Origin of the sequence: Enemella evansiae (assembly GCF_004362375.1) — a bacterium.
Classification (GTDB): domain Bacteria; phylum Actinomycetota; class Actinomycetes; order Propionibacteriales; family Propionibacteriaceae; genus Enemella; species Enemella evansiae.
In genome coordinates this window covers 398,234-423,569 of sequence record NZ_SNXA01000008.1, presented here as the reverse complement: position 1 = coordinate 423,569, position 25,336 = coordinate 398,234, and the positions used below count along the sequence as shown (strand labels likewise).

Sequence of the window (25,336 nt, the reverse complement as noted above, 5' to 3'; positions counted from 1 at the left end):
CGGCTCCCGATGGGCCTCCCCCACACGCCGCCACCGGGCCCGTTACCAAGCCGAGATGCGCCCCGCGGCGCTCAGCGCCGGTAGTGATCCCAGCCGGCCTCGCCGTCCCACGGCGTACCGTCGACGAGCACGCCGGGCTCGTCGCCGTCGGCAACCGCCTCGACCCGGCCGATCACCCGCCAGCCCTCGGGGACGGCGCCCTCGTCGAAGGCGGCGGCCAGTGCATGGTCCTCTCCCCCGGTGAGCAGGAAGGTCCACGGATCGGCGCCGGTGGCGGCCGCGACGGCCTGGATGGCCTCGGGCACCTCGAGATCGGCACGGTCCACGGTCAGCCGTACGCCGGAGGCGCGGGCGATGTGCCCCAGGTCGGCCAGCAGCCCGTCGGAGACGTCGATCATCGCGCTGGCACCCGCGTCGGCGGCGACGACGCCCTGGCCGTAGGGCACCTCGGGCACCTTGTAGGCATCCACCACCGCCCGGGGTGAGCGGAATCCGCGGCGCAGCACCGCCAGCCCGGCGGCGGACCAGCCGACCCGGCCCCGCAGCGCCAGCAGCTGCCCGGGCCGGGCGCCGGCGCGGGTCACCGGCGGGCGGCCCTGCAGGTCGCCGAGCACGGTGACGGTGATGGTGACGTCGCGCCCGGAGGTGACATCGCCGCCGACCAGCACGCACCGGCCGCGGGCCGCCTCCAGCCGCATCCCCTGGACGCACTGTTTGGCCCAGTTGGCGGCCAGGTCCCCGGGAGCGGTGAAGGCGACCACCAGCGCGACCGGGCGGGCACCCATCGCCTCCAGGTCGGCGAGGGCGCCGGCCACCGCACGCTGGCCGACCTCGTGCGGCAGGGACCAGTCGGTCTTGAAGTGCACCCCGGCGACCATGGTGTCGGTGGAGACGGCCAGATCACCGTCGGGGGTGATCACCGCGGCATCGTCACCGGGTCCGAGGCGGACCGCGTCGGAGGTCTCCAGGTCGGCGGTGAGCTGGTCGATCAGCGCGAATTCTCCAACCTCGGAAAGGGTTCCGGCGGGCTGCTCGGGTGCGGTCATCGGGCCTCCAGCGGCGGTCGGGTGGGCGATGGGTCCGCCGCCGACGGCAGTGGTGCGGACCTTGCGCGACACGGTACCGTGAGCAGCGGCGTACCCGGCACCACCCGGACCGGGTCCCCGAGGACGGCTAGGAGCAGGAGATGACAGTCCAGGCGTACATCCTGGTGCAGACCAATGTCGGCAAGGCCGCGGAAGTGGCCGCGGAGATCCGGACCATTCCCGGGGTCACGCTCGCCGAGGATGTCACCGGCCCCTACGACGTGATCGTGCGCGCCGAGGCGCCGAATGTCGACGAGCTCGGGAACCTGGTGGTCGCCAAGGTCCAGGTCGTCGCCGGGATCACCCGCACCGTGACCTGCCCGGTCGTCAACATCTGAGGTGCGCCCCCGCCGCACTCCCCCACTCCCGCTCGCGCTCACCACACTGGTCGCGGTCGGCGCACTCGCCGGCTGCGGCAGCACCGTCCAGGTCACCGATCCACCCGTCGCGGCCGACGTGCGGACCGCCTGCGACCAGGTCATCACCGCGCTCCCGGACAAGGTGCTCGGCAAACAGCGGCGGGGTACCAGCGGTTCGTTGAGCGGTGCCTGGGGTGAACCGCCGATCACCGTGGTCTGCGGGATCGCCGAGCCCGAGGCGATGCAGCGCGACACCCGCTGCTTCGAGGTGAACGGCGTCGGCTGGTACGCCGAACAGGGCCAGGGCGGTTGGCTGTTCACCACCATCGGCCGGACCGCGACCATCCAGGTCGGCGTCCCGAACAAGTACGCCCCCGAGGCCGACGCCCTGGTCGACCTGGCCGCCGCCGTCGCCACCGGCAACCCCTCCCAGAAACCCTGTCTCTAGCCTTCGTACGCTCATCGAGTAGCGAGATGAGCCGGCCCCTGCCCACGCTCATCGAGTAGCGAGCATGCGCAGCGAAGCGGAGCAATGGATCGCGTGTCGAGATGAGCTGAGCTGCACCGGGGGTTCATCTCGACACGGTCGCTGCGCGACCTTTTCGATGAACGGGGGGCTCAGCGCAGCCCGAGCGGGCGGTTCAGCGCGAGCTGCAGCAGCTCATCGATCAGCTGCGGGTACTCCAGACCGGCGTGCTGCCAGACCAGCGGAAACATCGAGGTGGCGGTGAATCCGGGCATCGTGTTGATCTCGTTGACATAGATCCGGCCCATCCGGGCGACGAAGAAGTCGACCCGCGCCAGTCCCTCGCAGCCGAGGGTGTCGAAGGTCCGCACGGCGAGCGCGCGGAGCGCCTCGGTGGTCTCCGGATCGATCCTCGCCGGCACATCGAGACTGACCTGGTCCTCGGGCAGATACTTCGCCTCGAAGTCGTAGAAGCCGCTCTCGTTGTGCATCCGGATCTCGGCCACCGAGCTGGCCCGCCCGGGATCACCCGTGCGCCCGCCGAGCACCCCGCACTCGACCTCGCGGCAGTCCACGAATCCCTGCTCCACCAGGACCTTCGGGTCCCAGCGCCGGGCCTCCTCGATCGCCGCGGCGACCGCCTCCTTGTCGTCCACCTTGGTGATCCCGACCGAGGAGCCACCGCGGGCGGGTTTGACGAAGACCGGGAAATCCAACGCTGCCACGGCATCCAGGCTGGCGGCCGGGTCCTTCTCCCACTCGTGCGGCTGGATCACCACGAACGGCCCGATCGGGATGCCGCTGGCCGCGAACGCCAGCTTCATCAGATGCTTGTCCATGCCGATCGCCGACGCGGCGACCCCGGAGCCGACATACCGCAACCCCAGCAGCTCGAACAATCCCTGGATCGTGCCGTCCTCACCGTGGGGTCCGTGCAGCAGGGCGAAGGCGACATCGACCCGTTCGGGGTCGGTCAGCGTTCCCCCGTCGCGGGTCAGCAGCTGGACGCCCTCGGGGGTGCGTACCAGTTCGGCGTCCGGGTGATCCTCGGTCAGGCTGGGCATCTGGCGGTCGACGATCTGCAACTGCTGGATCTGCTCCAGCGGCACCCGGACCCAGCGACCGGACCGGGTGATGCCGATGCCGACGACCCGGTACCGCTGGGGGTCGATGGCGCGCGCAACGCTGCCCGCGGTGAGACAGGAAACCTGATGCTCACTGGAATCACCGCCGAAGACGAGGGCGACGGTGGGCCGCTGGTCGGGCTCGGTGCTCTGGATCGGCTCACTCACGTGGGCGACCCTACCGTTCGGGTCGGGTCTGTCGCGCCATCATGGTGCCGATCGCGTCGCGTGGCGTCTGCCGGCCCGCCAGCACGTCGACGACGTGGCCGACGATGGGCATGTCGACGTCGTGCCGTTCGGCCAGCGCCTGGATCGAGGCGGCCGAACGGACGCCCTCGGTGACCCCTCGGGACAGTGCCCTGGCCTGCGCCACGTCATGGCCGCGGCCCAGCAGTTCACCGAAGGTGCGGTTCCGCGACAGGGGGGACATGCAGGTGGCGACCAGGTCGCCCATCCCGGCCAGGCCGGCGAAGGTGTGCGGGTCGGCACCGAGTGCCTCGCCGAGGCGGCTGGTCTCGGCGAGCCCGCGGGTGATCAACGAGGCCAGCGAATTCGCCCCCATGCCGAGCCCCTGCCCCATGCCGACGGCGAGCGCGATCGCGTTCTTGGTCGCTCCGCCGATCTCACACCCGACCACGTCGACGCTGGTGTAGGGCCGGAAGTAGCCGGTCCGGCAGGCGGCGGCGACGCGGTCCGCGGTCCCGGTGCTGCGTGCCGCGACGACGGCGGCCGCGGGCTGTCGCTGCCCGATCTCCCCGGCCAGGTTGGGACCGCTGACCGCCAGCACCCGTTCGGCGTCGACACCGATGTCGGTGACCACCTGGCTCATCGTCAGCAGGGTCTCGTTCTCCACTCCCTTGGCCAGGCTGATCAGCAACGAGTCGTTCGGCAGTCGCCAATCCAGCAGGTTGGCACGCAGCTGCTGGGCCGGGATCGCCAGGACCACCAGCTCGGCATCGGTGAGTGCCTGCTGCGGGTCGGTGACCGCGGTCAGCCCGGCCGGCAGCGGCACATCGCTGAGATAGTCGGGATTGCGCCGCACGCTGTTGATCCCCTCGGCGACCGCCGCCCGGCGCGCCCAGAGCGTGACCGGATTGCCGGCATCGGCCATGATCATGGCGAAGGCGGTCCCCCAGGCACCGGCTCCCATCACCGCGACCCGGCTCATCGGTTCCACTCCTTGATCGGCACCCGGCGACCCAGTTTCAGATCCCACCGGCCCGGCGGTGGCGTCTCCTCGCGCAGCTCGGCGAGCAGTGCGGTGAGCGCATCGAGGATCCGGTCGGTGGCCTCCTCGAGCACCGGTGCCCGCAATGGCAGGCCACGCAGGTCATCCAGCGGGACCGGATCACCGGCGATCACCCGCATCGTCTTGCGCGGCAGGATTCTCGGCCAGGTCAGCTTCTTGCCCGGCAGCACCTCCTGGGCCCCCCACTGGGCGATCGGGATGACCGGGCAGCCGGTGGCGAGGGCGATCCGTGCGGCCCCGGTACGCCCGGTCATCGGCCAGGTGTCGGGGTCGGCGGTGATGGTGCCCTCGGGATAGACGCTGACGGCCTTGCCGTCGTTGATGGCCTGCACCGCGGCGGCGACGGCCTCGTTGGCCCGCGGCCCGTGCCGGCGTACCCGGATCTGGTCGGCATGCGAGGCGACCCAACCGAGCAACGGAACGCGGAAGATCGCATCCTTGGCGAGGAACCGGGGCCAACGCCCGGCCCAGGTCAGGTAGTGGCCGTAGGCCACCGGGTCGAAGTTGGAGATGTGGTTGATCACGATCACCAACCCACCGGTCCGCGGGACCTTCTCCATGTTCCGCCAGTCCTGATGGGTGATCCGGCGCAGGATCCCGGCGACCGCCCAGACGGTACGCCGCAGCACGGGCTCGGCGGGTTCGTCGATCACTGCACGCAGCGGGCGAGCGGCGATGCCGCGGGACGGGCTGACGTCGGCCATGGATGGATCCTCCGCTGGTCGGGGGTGCCGGCCACCGGACCGACGCAGCCACTGTAGCGAGGTGACCACACCCGCGGCAGGGATTCCTCGCGGTATGGCAGCATCGCCCCCATGGCTGGTGATTCGACCGCTGCCCCGCGGGTGGTGCTGCCGTTCAAGGATCTGGCGTCCGCCAAGTCACGGCTGGTCGAGGTGCCGCCGGCGCTGCGCGCGCGGATCGCCCAGCAGATGCTGCTGCACACCGTCCGCACCTGGTCGGCGACCGGCGCGGAGGTCGTGGTGGTCTCCGCATCCCCCGGGTCGGCGCGTTTTCTGGCCAGCAACGGATTGCATCCGCTGGTGCTCCCCGACCCCGGTGAGGGGTTGAACGCGGCTTTCCGAGCGGGCGCGGTGAATGCGCCGACCGGGCAGTTGGTGGTGGCGTCGATGGCCGACCTGCCGGCGATCACCGACACCGAGCTGCGGACCGTCCTGGCGGAATGCGCCGCACCGGTGGGACGCTGGTTCGTCCCCGATGCCGAGGGCACCGGGACGACCCTGTTGGCCGCCCGCGGGATGGCCCTGGATCCGTTGTTCGGCAAGGATTCGGCGGCCCGCCACCGGGAGTCCGGTGCAACCGAGCTGGCCGCGCCGGCCGGTCTGCGCCGCGACGTGGACACCGTCGGGGAGCTGGCGGAGGCCGCCGCCGGGGTGGGCCTGGCGCCGGAACTGGCGGCCCTGCTCGAGGATGGTCGCCCGGTGCGGCAGCAGACCGGTGTGGTCGCCCAGGTGACCGGTGACGGGGTGCGGTTGCTGCTCGACGACGGCACCGCGGTCACCGCCGGCGCCGCCGCGGTGCCCCCCGATTTCCCCCGGCCGCATCCCGGGCAGCGGGTCCAGCTGGCCCGTGCCGGCGACGGCACGATCCGCCAGCTCTGGCCCTGAGCACGGCCTCTTCCGGCTTTCCCCGAGACACCGATGGGGCCCGGAGCGAGTGCTCCGGGCCCCATCGAGTGAGGTGCTGCGGTCAGGCCTTCTTGGCGGTACGCCGGGTGCTGGCCTTCTTGGCGGTGCTCTTCTTCGCGGGCGCCTTCTTTGCCGGGGTGGCCTTCTTGGCGGTGCTCTTCTTCGCGGTCGCCTTGCTGGCCGGCGCCTTCTTGGCGGTGCTCTTCTTGGCCGCCGGGGTCGCGCGGGTGGTCGACTTCTTGGCGGTGCTCTTGGCCGCCGGACGCGCGGTCGACTTCTTCGCGGTGCTCTTCTTCGCGGGAGTGGCCCTGGTGGTGGCGGCCTTGGTGGCCGTCTTCTTGGCGGTGCTCTTCTTGGCCGCCGGGGTCGCGCGGGTGGTCGCCTTCTTCGCCGGAGTCGCCTTGGTGGTGGACTTCTTGGCGGTGCTCTTCTTGGCGGCCGGTGCGGCCTTGGTGGTGCTGGCCTTCTTGGCGGTGCTCTTGGCGGCGGACTTGGTCGCGGTCGCCTTCTTCGCAGCGCTCTTGGTCGCGGTGCTGGTGGCGGCGGCCGCGGACTTCTTGGCGGCGGTCGCCTTGGTGGCCCGCGGCAGCTTCTCCTTGCCGGACATGTAGTCCTTGAGCTTGGTGCCGGCGCGGAACGCCGGGACGTTGGTCGCCTTGGCCCGCTTGCGCTCACCGGTGCGGGGGTTGCGAACCATCCGGGCAGCCTTGTGCCGCTTCTCGAAGACGCCGAATCCGGTGATCGACACCTTCCCGTTGCGGGCGGTCTCGACCATGATCGTGTCGACGACCAGGTTCAGGACTCGGCCTGCCTCTGCCTTGTTGCCATCGAAATTCACCGACAGCGCTTCGATCAACTCAGCCTTGTTCACAGTCACTCTCTCCGAACTGTCCCGATCGTTCGGGACGCCTGTGTGCCCAAGCCCTGTCGAGGTCTTGGCCGCAGCCAACCGGTGGCTGCAGGCACCACGCTAGGGAAAGATGAGAGCAATCACAAACATGTCAAGTACTCGGATCTGCCGTGTCGCAACGATTTCCGGGTACGCCGACGGCCCGTGACCCGGTGCCCCGGGGTCCGGGCCACCCCATGAAAAAGCGCCCCGGATGCTCGGCGAGGAGCATCCGGGGCGACAGGTGGAATCAGCTGGAAACCCTTGCAGGGATGGTTTTCGGCTTGAACGGGAGCCGCCGGGACTCGTAGTCGTCGATGGCGTCGGCCTGCCGCAGGGTGAGGCCGATGTCGTCGAGACCCTCCATCAGTCGCCACCGGGTGTAGTCATCGATCTCGAATTCCCAGACTTTCTGTCCCGCGGTGATGCTGCGGGCCTCGAGGTCGACGGTGACGGCCAGGCTGGGATCGAGCTCGATCGCCTCCCAGAGCTCCTCGACGGTGGACTGTTTGACCAGCGCGATCAGCAACCCGGCCTTCCCGGCGTTGTTCCGGAAGATGTCACCGAAGCGGGAACCGATGACCACCCGGAATCCGTAGTCCTGCAAGGCCCAGACGGCATGCTCCCGCGACGAGCCGGTGCCGAAATCGGGGCCGGCCACCAGGATGCTCACCTCGGCATGCTCGGGCCTGTTCAGGACGAACTCCGGATCGGTGCGCCAGGCGGCGAACAGCCCGTCCTCGAAGCCGGACTTGGTCACCCGCTTCAGATAGACCGCCGGGATGATCTGGTCGGTGTCCACGTTGCTGCGCCGCAGCGGCAGCGCGGTCCCGGTGTGGGTGGTGAACTTCTCCATCACTTGGCTCCTTCGAGATCGCTGGGGGCGGAGAGGGTGCCGCGGACCGCGGTGGCGGCGGCGACGGCCGGTGAGACCAGGTGGGTCCGTCCGCCCTTCCCCTGCCGTCCTTCGAAATTGCGGTTCGAGGTGGAGGCGCTGCGCTCCCCCGGGCTGAGCTGGTCCGGGTTCATGCCCAGGCACATCGAGCACCCGGCCGCCCGCCACTCCGCACCGGCGGCCAGGAAGACCTGGTCCAGCCCCTCCTGCTCGGCCTGCAGGCGGACCCGGGCCGAGCCGGGCACCACCAGCATCCGCACCCCGTCGGCCACCTGATGGTCCTTGATCACCTGGGCGGCGAGCCGCAGATCCTCGATCCGGCCGTTGGTGCAGGAACCCAGGAACACCGTGTCCACGGCGATCTCGCGCATCGGCGTACCGCCGACCAGACCCATGTATTCCAGCGCCCGACCGACGGCCTGCTGGTCCGCCGGGTCGTCGTAGTCCTCCGGTGAGGGCACCGAACCGCCCAGCTCGATGCCCTGCCCCGGGTTGGTCCCCCAGGTGACGAAGGGGGTCAGCGCGCTGGCGTCGATGTCCACCTGCTCGTCGAAGGTGGCCCCCTCATCGGTCCGCAATGTCTTCCAATATTCGACCGCGGCATCCCAGTCGGCACCCTCGGGGGCGTACGGACGCCCCTTCAGGTATTCGAAGGTCTTCTCGTCGGGGGCGACCATGCCGGCCTTCGCTCCCCACTCGATGCTCATGTTGCACAGCGTCATCCGGCCCTCCATCGACATGTCCTCGATGGCCTTGCCGCGGTATTCGACGATGTGGCCCTGACCACCACCGGTACCGACCTGGGCGATCAGCGCCAGGACCAGATCCTTGGGGGTGACCCCCTCGGGCAGGTCGCCGTCCACATTGACCGCCATCGTCCGCGGCCGTGCCTGCGGGAGCGTCTGGGTGGCCAGCACGTGCTCGACCTCGGAGGTGCCGATGCCGAAGGCGATCGAACCGAACGCGCCGTGGGTGGCGGTGTGCGAGTCCCCGCAGACCACCGTCATCCCGGGCTGGGTGAGACCGAGCTGCGGGCCGATGATGTGCACGATGCCCTGATCGGGATCGCCGAGGCTGTGCAGCAGCAGGCCGAACTCCTCGGCGTTCTTGCGCAGCGTGTCGACCTGCAGCCGGGAGACCGGGTCGGCGATCGGCTTGTCGATGTCCAGGGTCGGGGTGTTGTGATCCTCGGTGGCGATGGTGAGATCGGGGCGGCGCACCGACCGCCCCGCCAACCGGAGCCCGTCGAAGGCCTGCGCACTGGTCACCTCGTGCACCAGATGCAGATCGATGTAGAGCAGGTCCGGTTCACCCGGTGCGCTGTGCACGAGATGGTCGCGCCACAGCTTCTCGCTGAGTGTCAGCGGCCCGTCGGCACGCTCGTTCGTGGTCGAGGGGATCTCTTCGTTATCAGCCATGACTCCATCCAGGTCCGAGTCGATATCGCCGCACCTCGGTGCGTCTCCGCCATCGTTGCCAGCAGCCCCGGCCACAGACTTGCGTTCCAGGATTCGAGACGGCAATATCAAGTTATGGACAACTCTAGCGGAGTCGGCGTTCTTGACAAGGCAGCCCTGGTGCTCAGCGCCCTGGAAACCGGACCGACCACCCTGGCCGGTCTGGTGAGCGCCACCGGGCTGGCCCGCCCGACCGCACACCGACTCGCGGTGGCGCTGGAACACCACCGCCTGGTCGGTCGTGACCTGCAGGGCCGCTTCGTCCTCGGCCCGCGGCTCGCGGAGCTGGCGATGGCCGCCGGTGAGGACCGCCTGTTGGCGACCGCCGGACCGGTGCTGGCCCGGCTGCGCGACATCACCGGGGAATCCGCGCAGCTGTTCCGCCGCCAGGGTGATGTCCGGATCTGCGTCGCCGCCGCCGAACGGATGTCGGGTCTGCGCGACACCGTGCCGGTCGGGTCGCAGCTGACGATGTCGGCCGGTTCGGCCGCCCAGGTGCTGCTCGCCTGGGAGGAACCGGAACGGATGCAGCGCGGCCTGCGCGGTTCGCGCTATTCGGCGGTCGCCCTGGCAGCGGTACGCCGCCGCGGCTGGGCCCAGTCGGTCGGCGAGCGGGAGGCCGGGGTGGCCTCGGTGTCGGCGCCGGTGCGTTCCCCCTCCGGCAAGGTGATCGCCGCGCTCAGCGTCTCCGGGCCGATCGAGCGACTCTCGCGCCAGCCCGGCCGGTTGCACGCCCGGGCCGTGATCGCGGCGGCCGATCGGCTGACCGAGGTGCTGCGCGACTCCGGCCAGGAAGGTTGACCCGACCCGGCCGGCTTCGGCGTACGCGCCGAACGCGCCGATCCCCCTAGGATTGCGGCATGCCGAGCCGCCGCCTGCCCACCCCTGTCTGGGTGGCGGTGGGGATGCTCGGGTCGGCCCTGGTGGCCGTCCTCCCCTTCGCGGTCGGTTATCTGCCCGAGGGCGCCGAGGGGCTCGTCGAGCGGAACCTGCCCTGGCTGCGGCACGCCTTCGGGCGCTACCTCAGCCGGGTGCTGGCGGTGCTCGGATCGGTACTGCTCTTCGCTTCCTGGCTGGCGCTGCGCCCGAGGCACGGCGAGGAGGCCAGCCATCGGCGGCCCTGGCGGTTGATCGCCCTGCTCTGGAGCCTGCCGTTCTGGCCGGTACCGCCGGTGATGACCGCGGACCCCTACGCGTACGCCGCTCAGGGCTGGTTGCTCAACCAGGGAAGAAATCCCTACCAGGTGGCGATGGGCTTCCCGAGCCCGTTCACCGAAGGGGTCTACCCCGCCTGGCTGGAGACCACTGCGGTCTATCCCCCGCTGTCGCTGCAGCTGCAGGGTTTCCTGGTCTGGATCACCGGTGACGACCCCTACTGGTCGGTCGTCGCGATGCGGCTGATCGCGCTGGCCGGGGTCGCGCTGATGCTGATCGCCGCCGTCCCGCTGGCCCGGTTGGTCGGGGTCAGCGGCACCGGCGCCCTCTGGGCGATCGGGCTGAATCCCTTGCTGCAGGTGCAACTGATCGGCGGCATGCACAACGATGCGCTGATGCTTGGGTTCATCCTGATCGCGCTATGGGTGGCCCGGCTGCGCGGCGGCCTGTTCTGGGGGGCCGCGATGATCGGGGTCGCCGCCGCGGTGAAGCAACCCGCGATCCTGGCCGGCCCCGGGGTGGTCTGGTTCGCCCTGTTCGGCGACCATTCCGCCCGCACCCCCGCCCTGCCGGTGCGTTGGGGACGGGCCATCGGGGGGTTGCTGGTCGGCGGCGCCGTCGGCGGTGCGGTGCTGGTCCTGCTCTCCCTGCCCGACCGGTTGATGTTCGGCTGGCTGGGTCGGTACGCGGGTTCGCCCAGCCTGGTGATCAACCACTCGCCGTTGAGCTGGTTCGCCCAGCTGGCGCTGCGCTGGGGGGTCCGCTTCGGGATCGTCGACCGCACCCTGACCGTGGTAAGCGCGCTGCTGATGCTCGCCGCGTTCATCTGGGTGCTGCGCCGTTTCGGCCCCCACCGCCCGATCGCCTTCACCGCCGGATCCCTGCTGGTGTTCGGATTGCTCGGGCCGGCGGTGCAACCCTGGTACGTGCTGTGGGGCGGACCGGTGATCCCCTTCGCCCGACCCTCGGCACGGGTGGTCCGGGTCTGTCTGGCCGTGGTGCTGCTGCTCCTGCTGTCCGGCATCCTGCAGGAGTATCTGTCGCCGCCGATCTCGGTCCCGCTGGCCGCGATCCCGGCCCTCGCCTGGGCGTACTGGGACCGCAGGACCCGCACGGCAGGTCTGGACAGGGTCGAACAACCGCAGCAGGCTTGATGCCATGCGCGTGCACTCGATCATCGCCGATCTGCCCGTGGCCGACCTGGCAGCAGCCCGACGTTTCTATGCCGACTACCTCGGCCTGACCGTCGAGGAGTTCAATCTCGGCTGGGTCGCCCGATTGACCTCCCCCGAGACCGGCGGGTGTACGCCGATTCTTCGTCCGCGACCCCGACGGCAACGTGCTCAACATCGTCGCCCACAAGGACTGACCCCGCCGCCCGCTGACGGCCGTCCGGCGGGGCTCGGCACCATGGATTGCGTGCTACGTTGACGCCCATGACGCAGCCCGGGCCGACCGACGACTTCATCCACGGACTCGTTCGCTCCGACAACGAGCAGGGCACCTATTCCGGGCGCGTGCAGACCCGGTTCCCGCCCGAGCCGAACGGGTTCCTGCACATCGGCCACGCGAAGGCGATCTCGATCGATTTCGGTGTCGCACTGGATTTCGACGGCGTCTGCAATGTCCGGCTCGACGACACCAATCCCGACACCGAGGAAGCGGCGTACGGCGAGGCGATCCTGGAAGACCTCGCCTGGCTCGGTTTCACCCCGGCCTCGGTCCGGCATGCCTCGGACTACTTCGAGCAGATCTATCAGTGGGCCGAGGAACTGGTGCGCCAGGGCAAGGCCTACGTCGACGATCAGGACACCGACACCATCTCCGAACAGCGCGGTGGTTACGGGAAACCGGGCATCGCCAGCCCCTACCGGGACCGTCCGGTCGAGGAGAATCTCGATCTGCTGCGCCGGATGCGGGCCGGTGAGTTCGACGACGGGTCCCGGGTGCTGCGCGCGAAGATCGACATGGACGCCGAGAACATGCAGCTGCGTGATCCGGTGATGTATCGGATCCGGCGCCGGCACCACCACCGCACCGGTGATGAATGGTGCATCTATCCGACCTATGACTGGGCGCACGGTCAGAGCGATGCCATCGAGGGTGTCACCCATTCGCTGTGCACCTTGGAATTCCAGGACAACCGGCCGCTCTATGACTGGTACCTCGATCAGCTCCCGCTGCCCGGGGACCAGCCACGCCAGATCGAGTTCGCCCGACTGGAGCTCACCCACACCATCACCTCCAAGCGCCGACTGCGTCAGCTCATCGAAGAGGGCCTGGTCGACGGCTGGGACGATCCACGGATGCCGACCCTGCGCGGGCTGCGCCGTCGCGGCTACCCGGCCTCGGCCATCGTCGAGTTCTGCAACTACATCGGCGTCACCAAGACCAACTCCCGGCAGAGCATCGAACTGCTGGAGTCCTTCGTCCGCCGCCAGCTGAACGCCACCGCGCAGCGCCGGATGGCGGTGACCCGGCCGATCAAGCTGATCCTCGACGACTGGCCGGTCGATGAGGCCGGAAACCCTGTCGTGGAATGGTTCGAGCTCACCAACAATCCGGAGAACCCCGCCGACGGCACCCGCCAGGTCCCGTTCACCGGCGAGCTGTGGATCGAGCGCGACGACTTCGCCGAGGTGCCGCCGCCGAAGTTCTTCCGGCTCTCCCCCGGCCGGGAGGTACGCCTCCGCGGCGCCTTCCTGGTCACCGCCACCTCGGTGGAGAAGGACGCCGACGGTGCGGTGGTCGCGGTGCACGCCACCCACGATCCCGAGTCCCGCGGCGGGAACGCTCCCGACGGGCGCAAGGTGAAGTCGACGATGCACTGGGTCTCCGCCGCGCATGCGGTGCCGGCGACGGTCGCGCTCTATGACCGGTTGTTCACCGCCGAGGCACCGGGCGAGGAGACCGGTGACCCGATGGACGACCTGAATCCGGATTCGGTCGAACTGCTGCGCGATGCCCAGGTCGAGCCGGCGCTCGCCGACACCGAGCCCGGTGCGGTGGTGCAGTTCGAGCGACTCGGTTACTTCGCCCACGATCCGCGGGAGCCGATGCTGTTCCATCGCACGGTCGGGCTGCGGGACGAATGGGCCAACATCCAGAAGCGCGCCGGCAAGTAGGGATCGGATCATCAGCGGGGCGTCGGGAGCTCGGGACCGCGACGAGCAGGGTCGCGCCCGCAACGCCCGCCCGCGCGACGGGCTGGGCCGGCCGCTGCCTCATGGCGCCGAGGGCGTTCCGCGGCTCGGCGAAGGGGTGATCCGGAGCCCGCGGGAAAGCCTGTCCGAGGCCTCCGAGCAGCTCCTCGCGGGTCGGCCCTTCCACGCCCACGAGGTCTTCGAGGATGCCTGGAAGTCCCGCCCGGACAGCGAACGCGAGCTCTGGAAACCGCTGGCCCAGTTGATGGTGGCGCTCACCCATGCCGCCCGCGGCAACCCCACCGGCGCCGATCGGCTGCGGCAGCGCAGCCTGGCCGCGCTGGCCGCGTACCCGGATCGCCACCCGCACGGACTGGACCTGACCGCCGTCGACGGCTCGGTCGCCGAGCTGTCGCCGGCCGACCTCGGCACGCCGGCCACCTTCGGACAGCTGGCCGAGGTGCTGCGGCCGGGTCACTGACCGGCGTTCGCGGCGACCCCCTCGGTGCCGATCAGCAGCACCACCGACTCCGGGCCGAGGCCGAGCCGGTCCCGGGCGCCCGGATCCGCCAGCAGGGCACGCAATCCGGCCAACGGCGCGGCCCCGCAGGGCCCGAGTGCGATGCCGGCAACGGCGAGTTCGGCGGCCGCGGTGGCGGACTCGGCATCGGTGATCGCGACCCCGGCCGACAACCCGGCCGCCAGCACCGGCCAGGCGTCCGCACTCGGCGTACCGCAGCGCAGCCCGGCCATCGTGGTGGCCCGCCCGGTGTCGACGGTGACCCGCGCACCGGCGGCGAGCGAGGCGGTGATGCAGGCGGCCACCGCGGGTTCGACCGCGACGACCTGCGCATCACTGCCCGGTGACCGGAAGTGCTCGACCATCGCCTGGCCCAGACAACCGACCCCCATCGGCACCAGCACCAGCTCCGGCCGGGTGCCGAAAGCGGCGGCCTGCTCGTCGGCCTCCGCCGCCAGGGTGCGATAGCCGTCGACGATCGCCCGCGGGATGGTGGCGTAACCGGCCCAGCTGGTGTCCTGGACGAGCAGCTCCCCGGCAGCCGGATCGAGGCCGGCCGCGGTGCGTGCGACCACCTCGTCATAGTCACCACCGGCCTCGACCAGCTCGGCACCGAGGGCCCGGATTCCCTGCCTGGCCAGCGATCCGACCCCGTCGGGCAGGTGCACCCGGCACCGTACGCCGAGATCGTGCGCCACCTTGGCCAGTGCCCAGCCGTGGTTGCCGTCGCTGGTGGTGACCAGGGTGAGCCGCTGGTCGGCGGACGCCGCGAGCAGCTCGGGCCAGCTGCCGATCGCCCGGCCGCGGTGCTCCCCGACCGCCCGCGCGGCGGCCCAGGATGCTCCGAGGATCTTGAACGACGGCAGCCCGAGCCGGTCCGATTCGTCCTTGACCAGCAACCGGCCGATGCCCAGCTGCGCCGCCAGCCCGGGCAGTTCGACCAGCGGCGTGGCCGCATGACCGGGGATGCTGCGGTGGAACGCGGCCGCGTCGGTGGCGGGCGGGTTGAGCTGTCCGGGGTCCTGCAGGGCGAGCTGGCGCATGGTGTCAGTCTGCCCCCATCCAGCCGGGCGCGCGGCGGATCAGGCGTGCTGCATCGGTCCCACGCTCATCAGGGTGAGCTCCGGGTTGGCGCAGGCGCGGTGCGGCAGGTCGACGAGGGTGTAGTCGTAGGTGTTCGGCAGCCAGACCTGCAACCCGCGGCTCTCGACGGCCTGGCAGGATTCCGGATCGAACGGGCCGGTGTTGGTGATCGTCAACTCGGCGTACGCGGTCTCCCCGGGTGCCAGGATGAGCCGCTGCACGGGCTGCCAGGCCTTCCGCTCGGCCGGCGCCCCGATGGTCTCCGCACCCGGCCCTGCATGGTCGACCCCGGGGAAGCCGACCATCGAGCAGGACCGCGGTGCGTTCTCGGGGTTGCCCACCTGGATCCGGTAGTTCGCCTTGTTCATCCCGCCGTCGTTGTAGACCGCCTGGACGTTGACCGTGTCGGAGGTGCAGGGCGGGACGTAGGGCTCGGTGGCGCCGGCCGGTGCGGCGGTGACGATCGAACTGGCCAGGGCCAGTCCGGCAGCGGCTGCGGACAGCAGCGCAATGGGTCGCACCATGATCTTCTCTCCTCATCGAGTGTTCTTCGCTGACACCGGTGGAGAGTGGCGAGCCGACAGAAAAGTTGGGTGGCACCGGAGATGAAAAAGCCCGGATTCCTCTGCGTGAAAGGAATCCGGGCAGTTGTAGCCCCGACGGGATTCGAACCCGCGCTACCGCCTTGAGAGGGCGGCGTGCTAGGCCGCTACACAACGGGGCCGCGGCCGGATGAGATTACCACGACCGGAGGGCCGGGGCGAATCGCTCCTGCGCTGGGGTACCAGGACTCGAACCTAGACTAACTGAACCAGAATCAGTCGTGCTGCCAATTACACCATACCCCAATACTGACCATCTGGTCGGTGACCTGATCAGTGCTGGTGCCGCCTCGGCTCGCGCTCCGGCAACGACGAGAAACTTTACCGTATCGGCGGCCCCCGCACCAAACCGGTTACGCCGTGGTGACGCGGGTCTCCTCCGCATCGCCCGGTGTGCGATCCGGCACCTTCATCCACTTCGCCAGCAGCGCCGCCAGCACCGCGATGACGGCGAAGGTGATCACATCGGAGAAGGACTTCAGCCAGCCCACCTCGGTGACCTGGCGCACCCCGGCGATGCTGCCGGTGAGACCGGCCAGCAGGAACGAGAAGACGTTGTTGGTGACATGGGCCCCGATCGCGGCCTCCAGCCCGCCGGTGCGGACCACCAGCCAGCCGACGACCATCCCGAAGGCGAACCGGCTGATGAACAGCTGCGGGTTCTGCGAGCCGTGGAAGAAGGCGAACAGCAGCGAGGAGCCGATCACCCCGGGCCAGGGATTGCGGAACATGCTGCCGACGGCCTGGCTGAGATAGCCGCGGAACATCATCTCCTCCGACATCGACTGGAACGGTGTCAGCAGGAAGATCAGCAGCACGAACGGCAGCAGACCCGGCTGCGGCTGCCACCGCAGCGGCATCCCCTGCAGCGGCATGGTCGCGACGTAACCCGCGAAGACGACCACCGCGATCCCGAAACAGGCGGCCAGATAGCGCCAGCGGATCCGATCGGCCACCGACCAGATCCGGCGGGCCGGGACCCCGTGCACGAATCGCAGCACGGTGAACACGATCGGGATCATCGTGATGATCGACAGGTGGGAGGCGAGCATCCCCTCCCAGTATTCGTAGCGCCGCGCGGCGGCGAAGAACTCCTCCCGGGGCAACTGGCTGTGCCCGAGTCGCCAGGCCGCGGCGAGCACCACCTGACTGACCAGCGCACCCAGCAGCAGCCAGGCCCACAGGGCCAGCAGGATGCCCGCCACCGCGCGCCACCAGGTCGCGGCCGGGGTCCGCAGCAGCTGCGGATAGGCAACCCCCGGCGGCGGGGTCGGGAACGGCGGCTGGTCGGCCCGCACCGTGCTCGACACCGGGTCAGGCCACCGTCGCCCGGGCCCGCCGCAACCGGGTCAGGGACGATTCCCGACCCAGCAGCGCCATCGACTCGAACAGCGGCGGCGAGACCTTGGATCCGGTGATCGCGGTCCGCACCGGGCCGAACGCGAGCTTGGGTTTCAGCCCGAGCCCCTCGACCAGGGAACCCCGCAGCGCCTGCTCCACCTGCGCATCGGTGAACTCCGGAAGCCCTTCCACCGCGGTGATCGCGGCATCCAGCACCGACGCCTCCTCGGGTTTCAGGGTGGCCTTCTCCTCGATCTCGACCGCATCGTCGGCGGTGAACAGGAAGCGCAGCTTGTCCACCGCCTCCGAGAGGGTGTTCAACCGCTCCTTGATCAGCGGGGTCGCCCCGCGCACCAGCTCCCACTGCTCCGGCTGCGGCGGGTCGGTGACCAACCCGGCCCGGACCAGGAACGGCACGATCGCGGCGGCCAGCGTGTCGTCGTCGAGCATCCGGATGTGGGCGGCGTTGATCGCCAGACACTTCCGCGGATCGAACCGCGCCGGATTCCCCGACACCCGACGGATGTCGAAGGCCTCGGCCATCTCGGCCTTCGTGAACACGTCCCGGTCCTCGGCGATCGCCCAGCCGAGCAGCGCCAGATAGTTCAGCAGGCCCTCCGGCAGATAACCGAGCTCCTGGTATTCGGCCAGCCCGGATCCCTTGTCCCGCTTGGAAAGGCGGCGGTTGCCCTCCCCCATCACGATCGGCAGGTGCCCGAAGATGGGGGTACGCCCAGAGCCCACGCCGAGCTCGGCGAGGGCGGCGTACATCACCAGCTGGCGCGGGGTGGAGCTCAGCAGATCCTCACCGCGCAGCACATGGGTGATGCCCATCAGCGCGTCGTCGACCGGGTTGACCAGGGTGTAGAGCGGGTCGCCACCGGTGCGCACGATGACATAGTCCGGCACGTTGTCGGCGGTGAAGGTGACCCGGCCGCGGACCAGGTCGTCGAAGCTGATGTCGTGATCGGGGACGTGCATCCGGATCACGTATTCCCCCGCCCGGTCCCGGATCTCGATCTCCTCGGCGGACAGCGTCGGGCACGGGTTGGCCGGATCCCGGTGGATCGCCTGCTCCCCCAGTGCCTCGATCTCCTCGCGGGTGTAGTGGTCGCGGTAGGCGTACCCACCCTCGATCAGCCGCTGCACCACCTCGGCGTACTTGTCGCGCCGCTCGGACTGCAGGTAGGGGGCGTACGGGCCACCGACCTCGGGTCCCTCGTCCCAGTCGATTCCCAACCAGCGCAGCGAATCCAGCACCCCACGCAGCGACTCCTCGGTGCTGCGGGCGGCATCGGTGTCCTCGATGCGGAGCACGAAGGTGCCGCCGTAGTGCCGCGCGAAGGCCCAGTTGAACAGGGCACTGCGCACATTGCCGACGTGCAGGTTGCCGGTGGGCGAGGGTGGGAACCGGACCCGCACCTGGCTGGGCTCGATCCCGCCGAGGACGTCGAAATCGGCGCCGGGGTTGTCGACACTCACTGCTGCTCCTGGTTCTGCTGGGCGTTCTCGTCATCGGTGCCGGCATCGGCCGCGATCACCTTGTTGGTCAGGGTTCCCATGCCGGTGATGCTGATGCTGACCTGCTGGCCGGGGGTCATCAGGCCGACACCCTCCGGGGTGCCGGTGAGGATCACATCACCCGGCAGCAGGGTGGTGTAGGAGGTGATGTATTCGATCAGCTCCGCGATCGGGCGGATCATCAGCGAGGTCGAGCCGTGCTGCTTCTGCTCACCGTCCAGGGTGGTGGTGATCATCAGATCACCGGCCTCCTCGATCGTGTAGTGGCTGGTGATCCACGGCCCCAACGGGCAGGAGGTGTCGAAACCCTTGGCGCGCGCCCACTGCTTGTCCGGGCCCTGCTTGTCGCGGGCGGTGACGTCGTTGGCGATCGTGTAACCGAAGATCACCTCCTGGGCGCGGCTGGCCGGCACCTCCTTGCAGATCCGCCCGATCACCACCGCCAGCTCACCCTCGAAGCTGACCTGTTCGGAGAACGAGGGATAGATGATCGGCTCGTTCGGCCCGATCACCGCGGTGTTCGGCTTGAAGAAGGTCAGCGGGGTCTCCGGCACCTCGTTGCCGAGCTCGGCGGCATGGGCGGCATAGTTGCGGCCCACCGCGACCACCTTGGACCGCGGGATGACCGGGGCCAGCAATCGGGCCTCGGCCAGCGGCACCCGCTCACCGGTGAACTGCACCGCCATCGCCAGCGGGTCCCCACTGATGACGCCGATGGTGTCCGGGTGGGGACCGTTGTCCTCGGCCAGCTCGACGATGCCGTAACGGGGGTCTCCCCCGACTGAAAACCGTGCGACACGCATTGCCTCAGCCTAGCGTGCACCGGCGATGCCACCGGATTGGCAGACTGAGCCCCATGAGCACCGAGCCCTTCGCCGTCGTCGACCTGATCCGGAGCAAGCGGGACGGCAGCGAGCTGACCGATGACCAGCTCGATTGGCTGATCGCGGCCTACACCGACGGCCGGGTCGCCGAGGAGCAGATGTCGGCGCTGACGATGGCGATCTTCTTCCGCGGGTTGAGCGAACGGGAGCTGGATCGCTGGACGACGGCGATGATCGACAGTGGGGTGCGCCTGGACTTCGGCTCGCTGGGCCGGCCGACCGCCGACAAGCACTCCACCGGCGGCGTCGGGGACAAGATCACCCTGCCGCTGGCGCCCCTGGTGGCCAGTTGCGGGGTGATCGTGCCGCAGTTGTCGGGCCGCGGGCTGGGCCACACCGGCGGCACCCTGGACAAGCTCGAGGCCATCCCCGGCTGGCGGGCGGAGCTGACCGACGCCGAACTGATGCAGATCCTGGCCGAGGTCGGTGCGGTGATCTGCGCACCGACGGCCGGGCTGGCGCCGGCGGACAAGAAGCTCTATGCGTTGCGCGATGTCACCGCGACCGTCGACTCGATCCCGCTGATCGCCTCCTCGATCATGAGCAAGAAGATCGCCGAGGGCACCGGATCGCTGGTGCTGGATGTGAAGGTCGGCTCCGGGGCCTTCATGAAGGATCTCGACAGTGCCCGTGAGCTGGCCCGCACCATGGTCCGGCTCGGGGAATCGGCGGGGCTGACGACGACCGCCCTGCTCACCGACATGACGACGCCACTGGGGCGTACCGCGGGGAACGCGGTGGAGGTCGCCGAGGCGGTCGAGGTGCTGGCCGGTGGCGGACCGGCCGATGTGGTCGAGCTGACGCTGGCGCTGGCCACCGAGATGCTCGCTGCGGCCGGGAAGGGTGACATCGACCCGGCGGCGGTGCTGCGTTCCGGGCGGGCGATGGACAGCTGGCGGGCGATGATCGCCGCCCAGGGTGGCGATCCGGACGCCCCGCTGCCGACCGCGCGGCACACCGAGCAGCTGACCGCGCCGGCCGACGGGGTGCTGCAGTCGCTGGACGCGCTCCCGGTCGGCCTGGCGGCCTGGCGGCTCGGCGCCGGCCGGGCACGCAAGGAGGATGCGGTGCAGCCCGCGGCCGGGGTGGAGTGGCATGCCCGGCCCGGTGATCGGGTGCGCCGCGGCGAACCGCTGTTCACCCTGCACACCGACACCCCGGAACGGATCGCCTCGGCGACCGAGCAGCTCACCGGGGCGTACACGATCGGGGACGAACCGGTGGCGCCGGGCCCGGTGGTGCTGGAGCGGATCAGCCGCTGATCAACGCGCGATCAGGCCATAGAGATAGGCGTCGCTGAGCGCCTCCCAGGAGGCCTCGACGACGTTCTCCCCCACCCCGACGGTGGTCCAGGACCGCTCCCCGTCGTCGGTGTCGATCAGCACCCGGACCGAGGCATCGGTGCCGTGCCCCTGGTCGAGGATCCGCACCCGGTAGTCGGTGAGCTGGTAGTCCGCCACCTGGGGGTACGCCGGCAGCAGGGCCCTCCGCAGTGCCTCGTCGAGCGCGTTCACCGGACCGTTGCCCTCGCCACGGTATTCCTGCTCCGCACCCTTGGCCGACAGCCGCACGCTCGCCCCGGTGCGGGTCCGGCCGTCACCGTAGTCGGTGTGCACCTGCCAGGCATGCACGGTGAACGGTTCCGCGAGCTCACCCAGCTCGTTGCGGAGCAGCAGTTCGAAACTGGCATCGGCGGCCTCGTAGGAGTAACCCCGGGATTCGCGCTCCTTCACCGTGTCGGTGATCCTGGCGGCCAGCTCCCGGTCGGAGATGTCGAAACCGAGCTCCTCGCCCTTGAGCTGGATGTTCGCACGCCCGGCCATGTCCGAGACCAGGGTGCGCATGTCGTTGCCGACCACCGCGGGATCGATGTGCTGGTAGAGATTCGGGTCGACCCGGATCGCCGAGGCGTGCAGCCCGGCCTTGTGCGCGAACGCCGAGGACCCGACATAGGGCTGGCGCGGGGAACCGGGCACGTTCGTGATCGCGGCGATCGCGTGCGAGATCCGGGTGGCCTCGGCGAGCGCACCGTCGGCGAGCACCGACCAGCCGAACTTCAGCTCGAGATTGGCCACCACCTGCAGCAGGTCGGCGTTGCCGGTCCGTTCGCCGTAACCGTTGATGGTGCCCTGGACATGCATCGCGCCACCCTCGACCGCGGCCAGGGTGTTCGCCACCGCGCAGCCGGAATCGTTGTGGCAGTGGATGCCCAGGTCGACGCCGATCTCGGCGGTGTCGCCGACGATGTCGTGCATCCAGCTCGGCAGCATGCCGCCGTTGGTGTCGCAGAGCACCACCACCTCGGCCCCGGCCTCGGCGGCGGTGCGGACGACCTCGAGGGCGTATTCGCGGTTGGCACGGTAGCCGTCGAAGAAGTGCTCGGCATCCAGGAACACCCGCTGGCCCTCGGCGACCAGGTGCTCGACCGAGTCGGCCACCATCGCCAGATTCTCCTGCAGGCTGGCCCGCAGGGCGCGTTCCACGTGCTGGTCGTGGCTCTTCGCCACCAGGCAGGCGACGCTCGCGCCGCTGTCGCGGACCGCCGCGATCATCGGATCATCGGCCGCCCTGCGGCCCACTCGGCGGGTGAAGCCGAATGCGGTCAGGGTGGAGTTCTTGAGCCTCAGCTCACCGCGCCGCATCGCTTCGAAGAAGTTGGTGTCCTTCGGGTTGGCACCCGGCCAGCCGCCCTCGATGAAGGTCACCCCGAGCTCGTCGAGATTGGCCGCGATCCGCAGCTTGTCGGCGATCGAGAGCCGCAGGCCCTCCTGCTGCGCGCCGTCGCGCAGGGTCGTGTCATAGACGTGGAAGTGCTCCGGACCGGGATGATCGGTCATCGCGAAACCGGTACCGGGTGCAGACAACGGCGTGTGCTGGGCGTGCGTCACGCCCTCGAGTCTGGCAACCGCATCGGCGTACGCCAAAAGGTCTCAGCCGGTGAGAACGCCGACGCACATCGCCCCCACGTTGGTTGAGCGAGGAGCGCAGCGCCCCCCTTGGTTGAGCGAGGAGCGCAGATCAGGCGACCTTGTACATCCAGCCGTAACGGTCCTCGGCGCGGCCGTACTGGATGTCGAGCAGCTCCTTGCGCAGCGCGGCGGTGTGCTCACCGACGCCGTCGGGGCTGTCGTTCTGCACCCGGTAGACCTCACCCTGCTCGTCCTTGAACTCCGAGATCGGGGTGATCACCGCGGCGGTGCCGCAGGCGAAGACCTCGCGGATGTCCCCGGAGCGGATGCCCTCGAGCAGCTCGCTCAGCTTCACCTGCCGTTCCACCGGAGTCAGGCCCTGGTCCTTGGCCAGTGCCAGGATCGAGTCGCGGGTGACACCCTCGAGGATCGACCCGCTCAGCTCGGGGGTGACCAGCTCGCCCTGGGCGTTGACGAAATAGACGTTCATCCCGCCGAGTTCCTCGACGAACTCATGGCCCCCGGCATCGGCGAAGAGCACCTGCGCACAGCCGTGCTCGGCGGCCTCCTGCTGGGCGACCAGCGAGGACGCGTAATTGCCGCCGCACTTGGCCGCACCGGTGCCCCCGGCGCCGGCGCGGGAGTACTTGGTGGTGATCCAGATCGCCACCGGTGCCACACCGGAGGAGAAGTATGCCCCCGCCGGGCTGGCGATGCAGGCATAGGTCACATGCTCGGCGGCACGGACGCCCAGGAACGCCTCGGAGGCGAACATGAACGGCCGCAGATAGAGGCTGGACTCACCACCCTCGGGATCCGGCACCCAGTCCCGATCCGCGCGGACCAACGCCTCGATGCTGCCGATGAAGTCCTCGGTCGGCAGCTCCGGCAGCCCGAGCCGGCGGGCCGAGCGCTGCATCCGCTCGGCGTTCTGCTCCGGCCGGAAGAGCCAGATCGACCCGTCGGCATGCCGGTACGCCTTCAGGCCCTCGAAGATCTCCTGGGCGTAGTGCAGCACCGCCGCCGCCGGATCGAGGGTGAGCGGGCCGTAGGGCACGATCGCCGAATCGTGCCAGCCGTCGTTGCGGGTCCACGTCGCCACCGCCATGTGGTCGGTGAAGCGGCTGCCGAAACCGGGGTTCTCGAGGATCGCGGCGCGCTTCTCGGCCGGGAGCGGATTGGGGTTCGGGCGGACGTCGAACATCAGGCTCATGGACGCGAATCTATCAGTTGCTAGGTGGCCAAAGCATCGGGTCCACCGGCACGGATCTGAGACGCCACCGCCCGCAGCACGGGGCTGGTTAGGGTGTCGGCCGTGTCGACTAATCAGAACCCCAGCAAGCCAACCATCGCGGTGATCGGCGGTGACGGAATCGGACCCGAGGTGGTCACCGAGGGACTGAAGGTCCTCGGTGCCGCGGTCGGACCCGATGCGTTCACCACCGTCGACTACGACCTCGGTGCCGATCGCTGGTTGCGTACCGGTGAGGTCCTCCCCGACTCGGTGATCGAGGAGCTGAAGAGCGCGGACGCGATCCTGCTCGGCGCGGTCGGCGCGGCACCCGGGGACACCCGGATCCCGTCCGGGCTGCTGGAACGCGGCCTGCTGCTGAAGCTGCGTTTTCTCTTCGACCATTACGTGAATCTGCGCCCGTCGAAGATCTATCCGGGCATCCCGGTCCCGCTCGCCGACGAGGTGATCGCCGGCCGGGAGGTCGACTTCGTGGTGGTCCGGGAGGGCACCGAGGGCCTGTACGCCGGCAACGGCGGCGTGGTCCGCGCCGGTACGCCGCAGGAGATCGCCACCGAGGTCAGCGTGAACACCGCCTACGGGGTGGAGCGGGTGATCCGGGACGCGTTCGAGCGGGCCACCCGGCGCCGCAACAAGGTCACCCTGGTGCACAAGCACAACGTGCTGGTCAACGCCGGCGGGTTGTGGCGCCGGCTGTTCGAGGAGGTCGCCGCCGAATATCCCCAGGTGACCACCGACTATCTGCACATCGACGCGGCCACCATCTTCATGGCCACCGATCCGGCACGCTTCGACGTGCTGGTCACCGACAACCTCTTCGGTGACATCATCACCGACCTGGCCGGTGCGGTCACCGGTGGCATCGGGCTGGCGGCGAGCGGCAACATCAACCCCTCCGGGGCGTACCCGTCGATGTTCGAACCGGTGCACGGTTCGGCCCCCGACATCGCCGGTCAGCAGAAGGCCGATCCGACCGCGGCGATCCTGTCCACCGCACTGCTGCTGGATCACCTGGGGCGGACCGAGGATGCCCGCCGGATCGAGAAGGCGGTCACCGAGGACATCGCCGAGCGCTCCGGCCACCGCCCGACCAGCCAGGTCGGCGACGCGATCGCCGCCCGGTTCTGAGCCGACGATGAGCATGCCGCCGGAGGTGCCGGAGCTGGTCACCCGCGCGCTGCGCGCCTCGCTGTCGCAGGGGTTCGTCGAGTCGACCCGGACCGAGACCGGACGGTTGCTCGCGGCGCTGGCGGCCACCCGCCAGGGCACCATCGCCGAGTGCGGGACCGGTTGCGGTGTCGGCGCGGCCTGGTTGCGCAGCGGCGCACCGGCCGGTACGAGGGTGGTCACCGCGGAGACCGATCCGCAGCTCGCCGAGTGCGCGCAACGGGTCTTCGCCACCGACGACATCGAGGTCTTCGAGGCCGACTGGACCAAGCTGGAGTCGCTGGCGCCGTTCTCGCTGCTGTTCCTGGACGCCGGGGCCGCGAAGCGGGCCGAGCGGGAGCAGTTGATCGATCTGGTGACCGAGGGCGGCATCATCGTCATCGACGATCTGGTGCCCTGCGCGAGCTGGCCGCCCTGCGATCGCAGCGGGGTGAACACCCGGCGCCAGGACTGGCTCAGCGACCCGCGGCTGGCCAGCGTGGAGACGATGGTGGCACCCGACACCGCGGTGCTGGTGGCGGTACGCCGCAGTGCCCCGGTGAGTTCCCCGGTCGGCTGATCCGGCCGGGTCCGACTTGATCTGGCA

25 protein-coding genes and 2 tRNA genes are annotated in these 25,336 nt (G+C 69.8%); 11 read left to right on the top strand and 16 right to left on the bottom strand.

Annotation, left to right across the window (positions count from 1 at the left end; all coding sequences use genetic code 11):
• Positions 1 to 71 precede the first annotated feature (71 nt).
• Positions 72 to 1,046 (bottom strand): thiamine-phosphate kinase, encoded by a 975-nt coding sequence (locus tag C8D81_RS02640; RefSeq protein WP_094356143.1) that lies wholly within the window; start codon positions 1,044 to 1,046, stop codon positions 72 to 74.
• Positions 1,047 to 1,186: 140 nt separating this feature from the next.
• On the opposite strand from C8D81_RS02640, the gene C8D81_RS02635 reads away from it, so the two are divergent.
• Positions 1,187 to 1,423, top strand: a complete 237-nt coding sequence (locus C8D81_RS02635) for an Lrp/AsnC family transcriptional regulator (protein ID WP_094356144.1) — start codon at positions 1,187 to 1,189, stop codon at positions 1,421 to 1,423.
• Between the two features lies 1 nt (position 1,424).
• Positions 1,425 to 1,892 (top strand): DUF3515 family protein, encoded by a 468-nt coding sequence (locus tag C8D81_RS02630; protein ID WP_229119388.1) that lies wholly within the window; start codon positions 1,425 to 1,427, stop codon positions 1,890 to 1,892.
• 170 nt (positions 1,893 to 2,062) lie between these two features.
• Here C8D81_RS02630 and C8D81_RS02625 read toward each other — a convergent pair whose 3' ends face one another.
• The 3 genes from C8D81_RS02625 to C8D81_RS02615 are packed head-to-tail and all read right to left on the bottom strand — an operon-like array spanning position 2,063 to position 4,987.
• On the bottom strand, positions 2,063 to 3,202 hold the full coding sequence (locus tag C8D81_RS02625) for a D-alanine--D-alanine ligase family protein (RefSeq protein ID WP_229119387.1): 1,140 nt from the start codon (positions 3,200 to 3,202) through the stop codon (positions 2,063 to 2,065).
• 10 nt (positions 3,203 to 3,212) lie between these two features.
• Positions 3,213 to 4,202 (bottom strand): NAD(P)H-dependent glycerol-3-phosphate dehydrogenase, encoded by a 990-nt coding sequence (locus C8D81_RS02620; RefSeq protein ID WP_094356145.1) that lies wholly within the window; start codon positions 4,200 to 4,202, stop codon positions 3,213 to 3,215.
• A complete protein-coding gene (locus C8D81_RS02615; RefSeq protein ID WP_094356146.1) occupies positions 4,199 to 4,987 on the bottom strand; it encodes a lysophospholipid acyltransferase family protein in 789 nt (262 codons plus the stop codon). The genes C8D81_RS02620 and C8D81_RS02615 overlap by 4 nt, the downstream gene beginning before the upstream one ends.
• A gap of 111 nt (positions 4,988 to 5,098) precedes the next feature.
• Between C8D81_RS02615 and cofC the strand changes: the two genes are divergently transcribed.
• A complete protein-coding gene (cofC, locus tag C8D81_RS02610) occupies positions 5,099 to 5,911 on the top strand; it encodes a 2-phospho-L-lactate guanylyltransferase (protein ID WP_094356147.1) in 813 nt (270 codons plus the stop codon).
• A gap of 82 nt (positions 5,912 to 5,993) precedes the next feature.
• On the opposite strand, the gene C8D81_RS02605 is transcribed toward cofC, so the two are convergent.
• The 3 genes from C8D81_RS02605 to leuC all read right to left on the bottom strand — a co-directional run bounded on the left by C8D81_RS02605 (position 5,994) and on the right by leuC (position 9,134).
• Complete coding sequence (locus C8D81_RS02605) at positions 5,994 to 6,803, bottom strand: HU family DNA-binding protein (RefSeq protein WP_094356148.1); 810 nt, start codon at positions 6,801 to 6,803, stop codon at positions 5,994 to 5,996.
• Between the two features lie 268 nt (positions 6,804 to 7,071).
• Positions 7,072 to 7,677, bottom strand: a complete 606-nt coding sequence (leuD, locus tag C8D81_RS02600; protein WP_094356149.1) for a 3-isopropylmalate dehydratase small subunit — start codon at positions 7,675 to 7,677, stop codon at positions 7,072 to 7,074.
• Positions 7,677 to 9,134, bottom strand: a complete 1,458-nt coding sequence (leuC, locus tag C8D81_RS02595; RefSeq protein WP_094356150.1) for a 3-isopropylmalate dehydratase large subunit — start codon at positions 9,132 to 9,134, stop codon at positions 7,677 to 7,679. Before leuC ends, leuD begins: the two co-directional genes overlap by 1 nt.
• A 114-nt stretch (positions 9,135 to 9,248) precedes the next feature.
• Here leuC and C8D81_RS02590 point away from each other — a divergent pair, with 114 nt between their 5' ends.
• The 5 genes from C8D81_RS02590 to C8D81_RS02570 all read left to right on the top strand — a co-directional run bounded on the left by C8D81_RS02590 (position 9,249) and on the right by C8D81_RS02570 (position 13,952).
• Complete coding sequence (locus tag C8D81_RS02590) at positions 9,249 to 9,974, top strand: IclR family transcriptional regulator (RefSeq protein WP_094356151.1); 726 nt, start codon at positions 9,249 to 9,251, stop codon at positions 9,972 to 9,974.
• A gap of 59 nt (positions 9,975 to 10,033) precedes the next feature.
• Positions 10,034 to 11,482: a polyprenol phosphomannose-dependent alpha 1,6 mannosyltransferase MptB gene (gene mptB, locus C8D81_RS02585; protein WP_094356152.1), complete on the top strand. Its 1,449-nt coding sequence runs from the start codon at positions 10,034 to 10,036 to the stop codon at positions 11,480 to 11,482.
• Between the two features lie 4 nt (positions 11,483 to 11,486).
• Positions 11,487 to 11,759, top strand: a complete 273-nt coding sequence (locus C8D81_RS02580) for a VOC family protein (protein ID WP_229119883.1) — start codon at positions 11,487 to 11,489, stop codon at positions 11,757 to 11,759.
• A 5-nt stretch (positions 11,760 to 11,764) separates the two neighbouring features.
• Complete coding sequence (locus C8D81_RS02575) at positions 11,765 to 13,453, top strand: glutamine--tRNA ligase/YqeY domain fusion protein (protein ID WP_133625490.1); 1,689 nt, start codon at positions 11,765 to 11,767, stop codon at positions 13,451 to 13,453.
• 136 nt (positions 13,454 to 13,589) lie between these two features.
• Positions 13,590 to 13,952 (top strand): DUF309 domain-containing protein, encoded by a 363-nt coding sequence (locus C8D81_RS02570; protein WP_229237900.1) that lies wholly within the window; start codon positions 13,590 to 13,592, stop codon positions 13,950 to 13,952.
• Here C8D81_RS02570 and C8D81_RS02565 read toward each other — a convergent pair.
• The 7 genes from C8D81_RS02565 to C8D81_RS02535 all read right to left on the bottom strand — a co-directional run bounded on the left by C8D81_RS02565 (position 13,946) and on the right by C8D81_RS02535 (position 19,341).
• On the bottom strand, positions 13,946 to 15,034 hold the full coding sequence (locus C8D81_RS02565) for a diaminopropionate ammonia-lyase (protein ID WP_133625489.1): 1,089 nt from the start codon (positions 15,032 to 15,034) through the stop codon (positions 13,946 to 13,948). The two genes, C8D81_RS02570 and C8D81_RS02565, sit on opposite strands and share 7 nt — an antisense overlap.
• A 39-nt stretch (positions 15,035 to 15,073) precedes the next feature.
• Positions 15,074 to 15,598 (bottom strand): DUF4232 domain-containing protein, encoded by a 525-nt coding sequence (locus C8D81_RS02560; RefSeq protein ID WP_133625488.1) that lies wholly within the window; start codon positions 15,596 to 15,598, stop codon positions 15,074 to 15,076.
• A gap of 127 nt (positions 15,599 to 15,725) precedes the next feature.
• Positions 15,726 to 15,798, bottom strand: a tRNA-Glu gene (locus C8D81_RS02555).
• A gap of 52 nt (positions 15,799 to 15,850) precedes the next feature.
• Positions 15,851 to 15,922 (bottom strand) — tRNA-Gln (locus C8D81_RS02550).
• A 107-nt stretch (positions 15,923 to 16,029) separates the two neighbouring features.
• Positions 16,030 to 16,986 carry a CPBP family intramembrane glutamic endopeptidase gene (locus C8D81_RS02545; protein WP_094400435.1) on the bottom strand — a complete coding sequence of 319 codons (957 nt, stop codon included), beginning with the start codon at positions 16,984 to 16,986 and terminating at the stop codon, positions 16,030 to 16,032.
• Between the two features lie 4 nt (positions 16,987 to 16,990).
• On the bottom strand, positions 16,991 to 18,499 hold the full coding sequence (gene gltX / locus C8D81_RS02540) for a glutamate--tRNA ligase (protein WP_208109077.1): 1,509 nt from the start codon (positions 18,497 to 18,499) through the stop codon (positions 16,991 to 16,993).
• The gene (locus tag C8D81_RS02535; protein ID WP_133625487.1) at positions 18,496 to 19,341 is read right to left on the bottom strand and encodes a fumarylacetoacetate hydrolase family protein; all 846 of its coding nucleotides are present in this window, start codon (positions 19,339 to 19,341) and stop codon (positions 18,496 to 18,498) included. The genes gltX and C8D81_RS02535 overlap by 4 nt, the downstream gene beginning before the upstream one ends.
• 53 nt (positions 19,342 to 19,394) lie before the next feature.
• Here C8D81_RS02535 and C8D81_RS02530 point away from each other — a divergent pair, with 53 nt between their 5' ends.
• Positions 19,395 to 20,684 carry a thymidine phosphorylase gene (locus C8D81_RS02530; protein ID WP_133625486.1) on the top strand — a complete coding sequence of 430 codons (1,290 nt, stop codon included), beginning with the start codon at positions 19,395 to 19,397 and terminating at the stop codon, positions 20,682 to 20,684.
• On the opposite strand, the gene cimA is transcribed toward C8D81_RS02530, so the two are convergent.
• Positions 20,685 to 22,259, bottom strand: coding sequence for a citramalate synthase (gene cimA, locus C8D81_RS02525; RefSeq protein WP_094356160.1), 1,575 nt, complete (start codon positions 22,257 to 22,259; stop codon positions 20,685 to 20,687).
• A 181-nt stretch (positions 22,260 to 22,440) separates the two neighbouring features.
• Positions 22,441 to 23,544, bottom strand: coding sequence for a branched-chain amino acid aminotransferase (locus tag C8D81_RS02520; protein ID WP_094356161.1), 1,104 nt, complete (start codon positions 23,542 to 23,544; stop codon positions 22,441 to 22,443).
• 102 nt (positions 23,545 to 23,646) lie between these two features.
• On the opposite strand from C8D81_RS02520, the gene C8D81_RS02515 reads away from it, so the two are divergent.
• The gene (locus C8D81_RS02515; protein ID WP_172421670.1) at positions 23,647 to 24,711 is read left to right on the top strand and encodes a 3-isopropylmalate dehydrogenase; all 1,065 of its coding nucleotides are present in this window, start codon (positions 23,647 to 23,649) and stop codon (positions 24,709 to 24,711) included.
• Positions 24,712 to 24,718: 7 nt separating this feature from the next.
• Positions 24,719 to 25,309 (top strand): O-methyltransferase, encoded by a 591-nt coding sequence (locus C8D81_RS02510; protein ID WP_094356163.1) that lies wholly within the window; start codon positions 24,719 to 24,721, stop codon positions 25,307 to 25,309.
• The last annotated feature ends 27 nt before the right edge of the window (positions 25,310 to 25,336 follow it).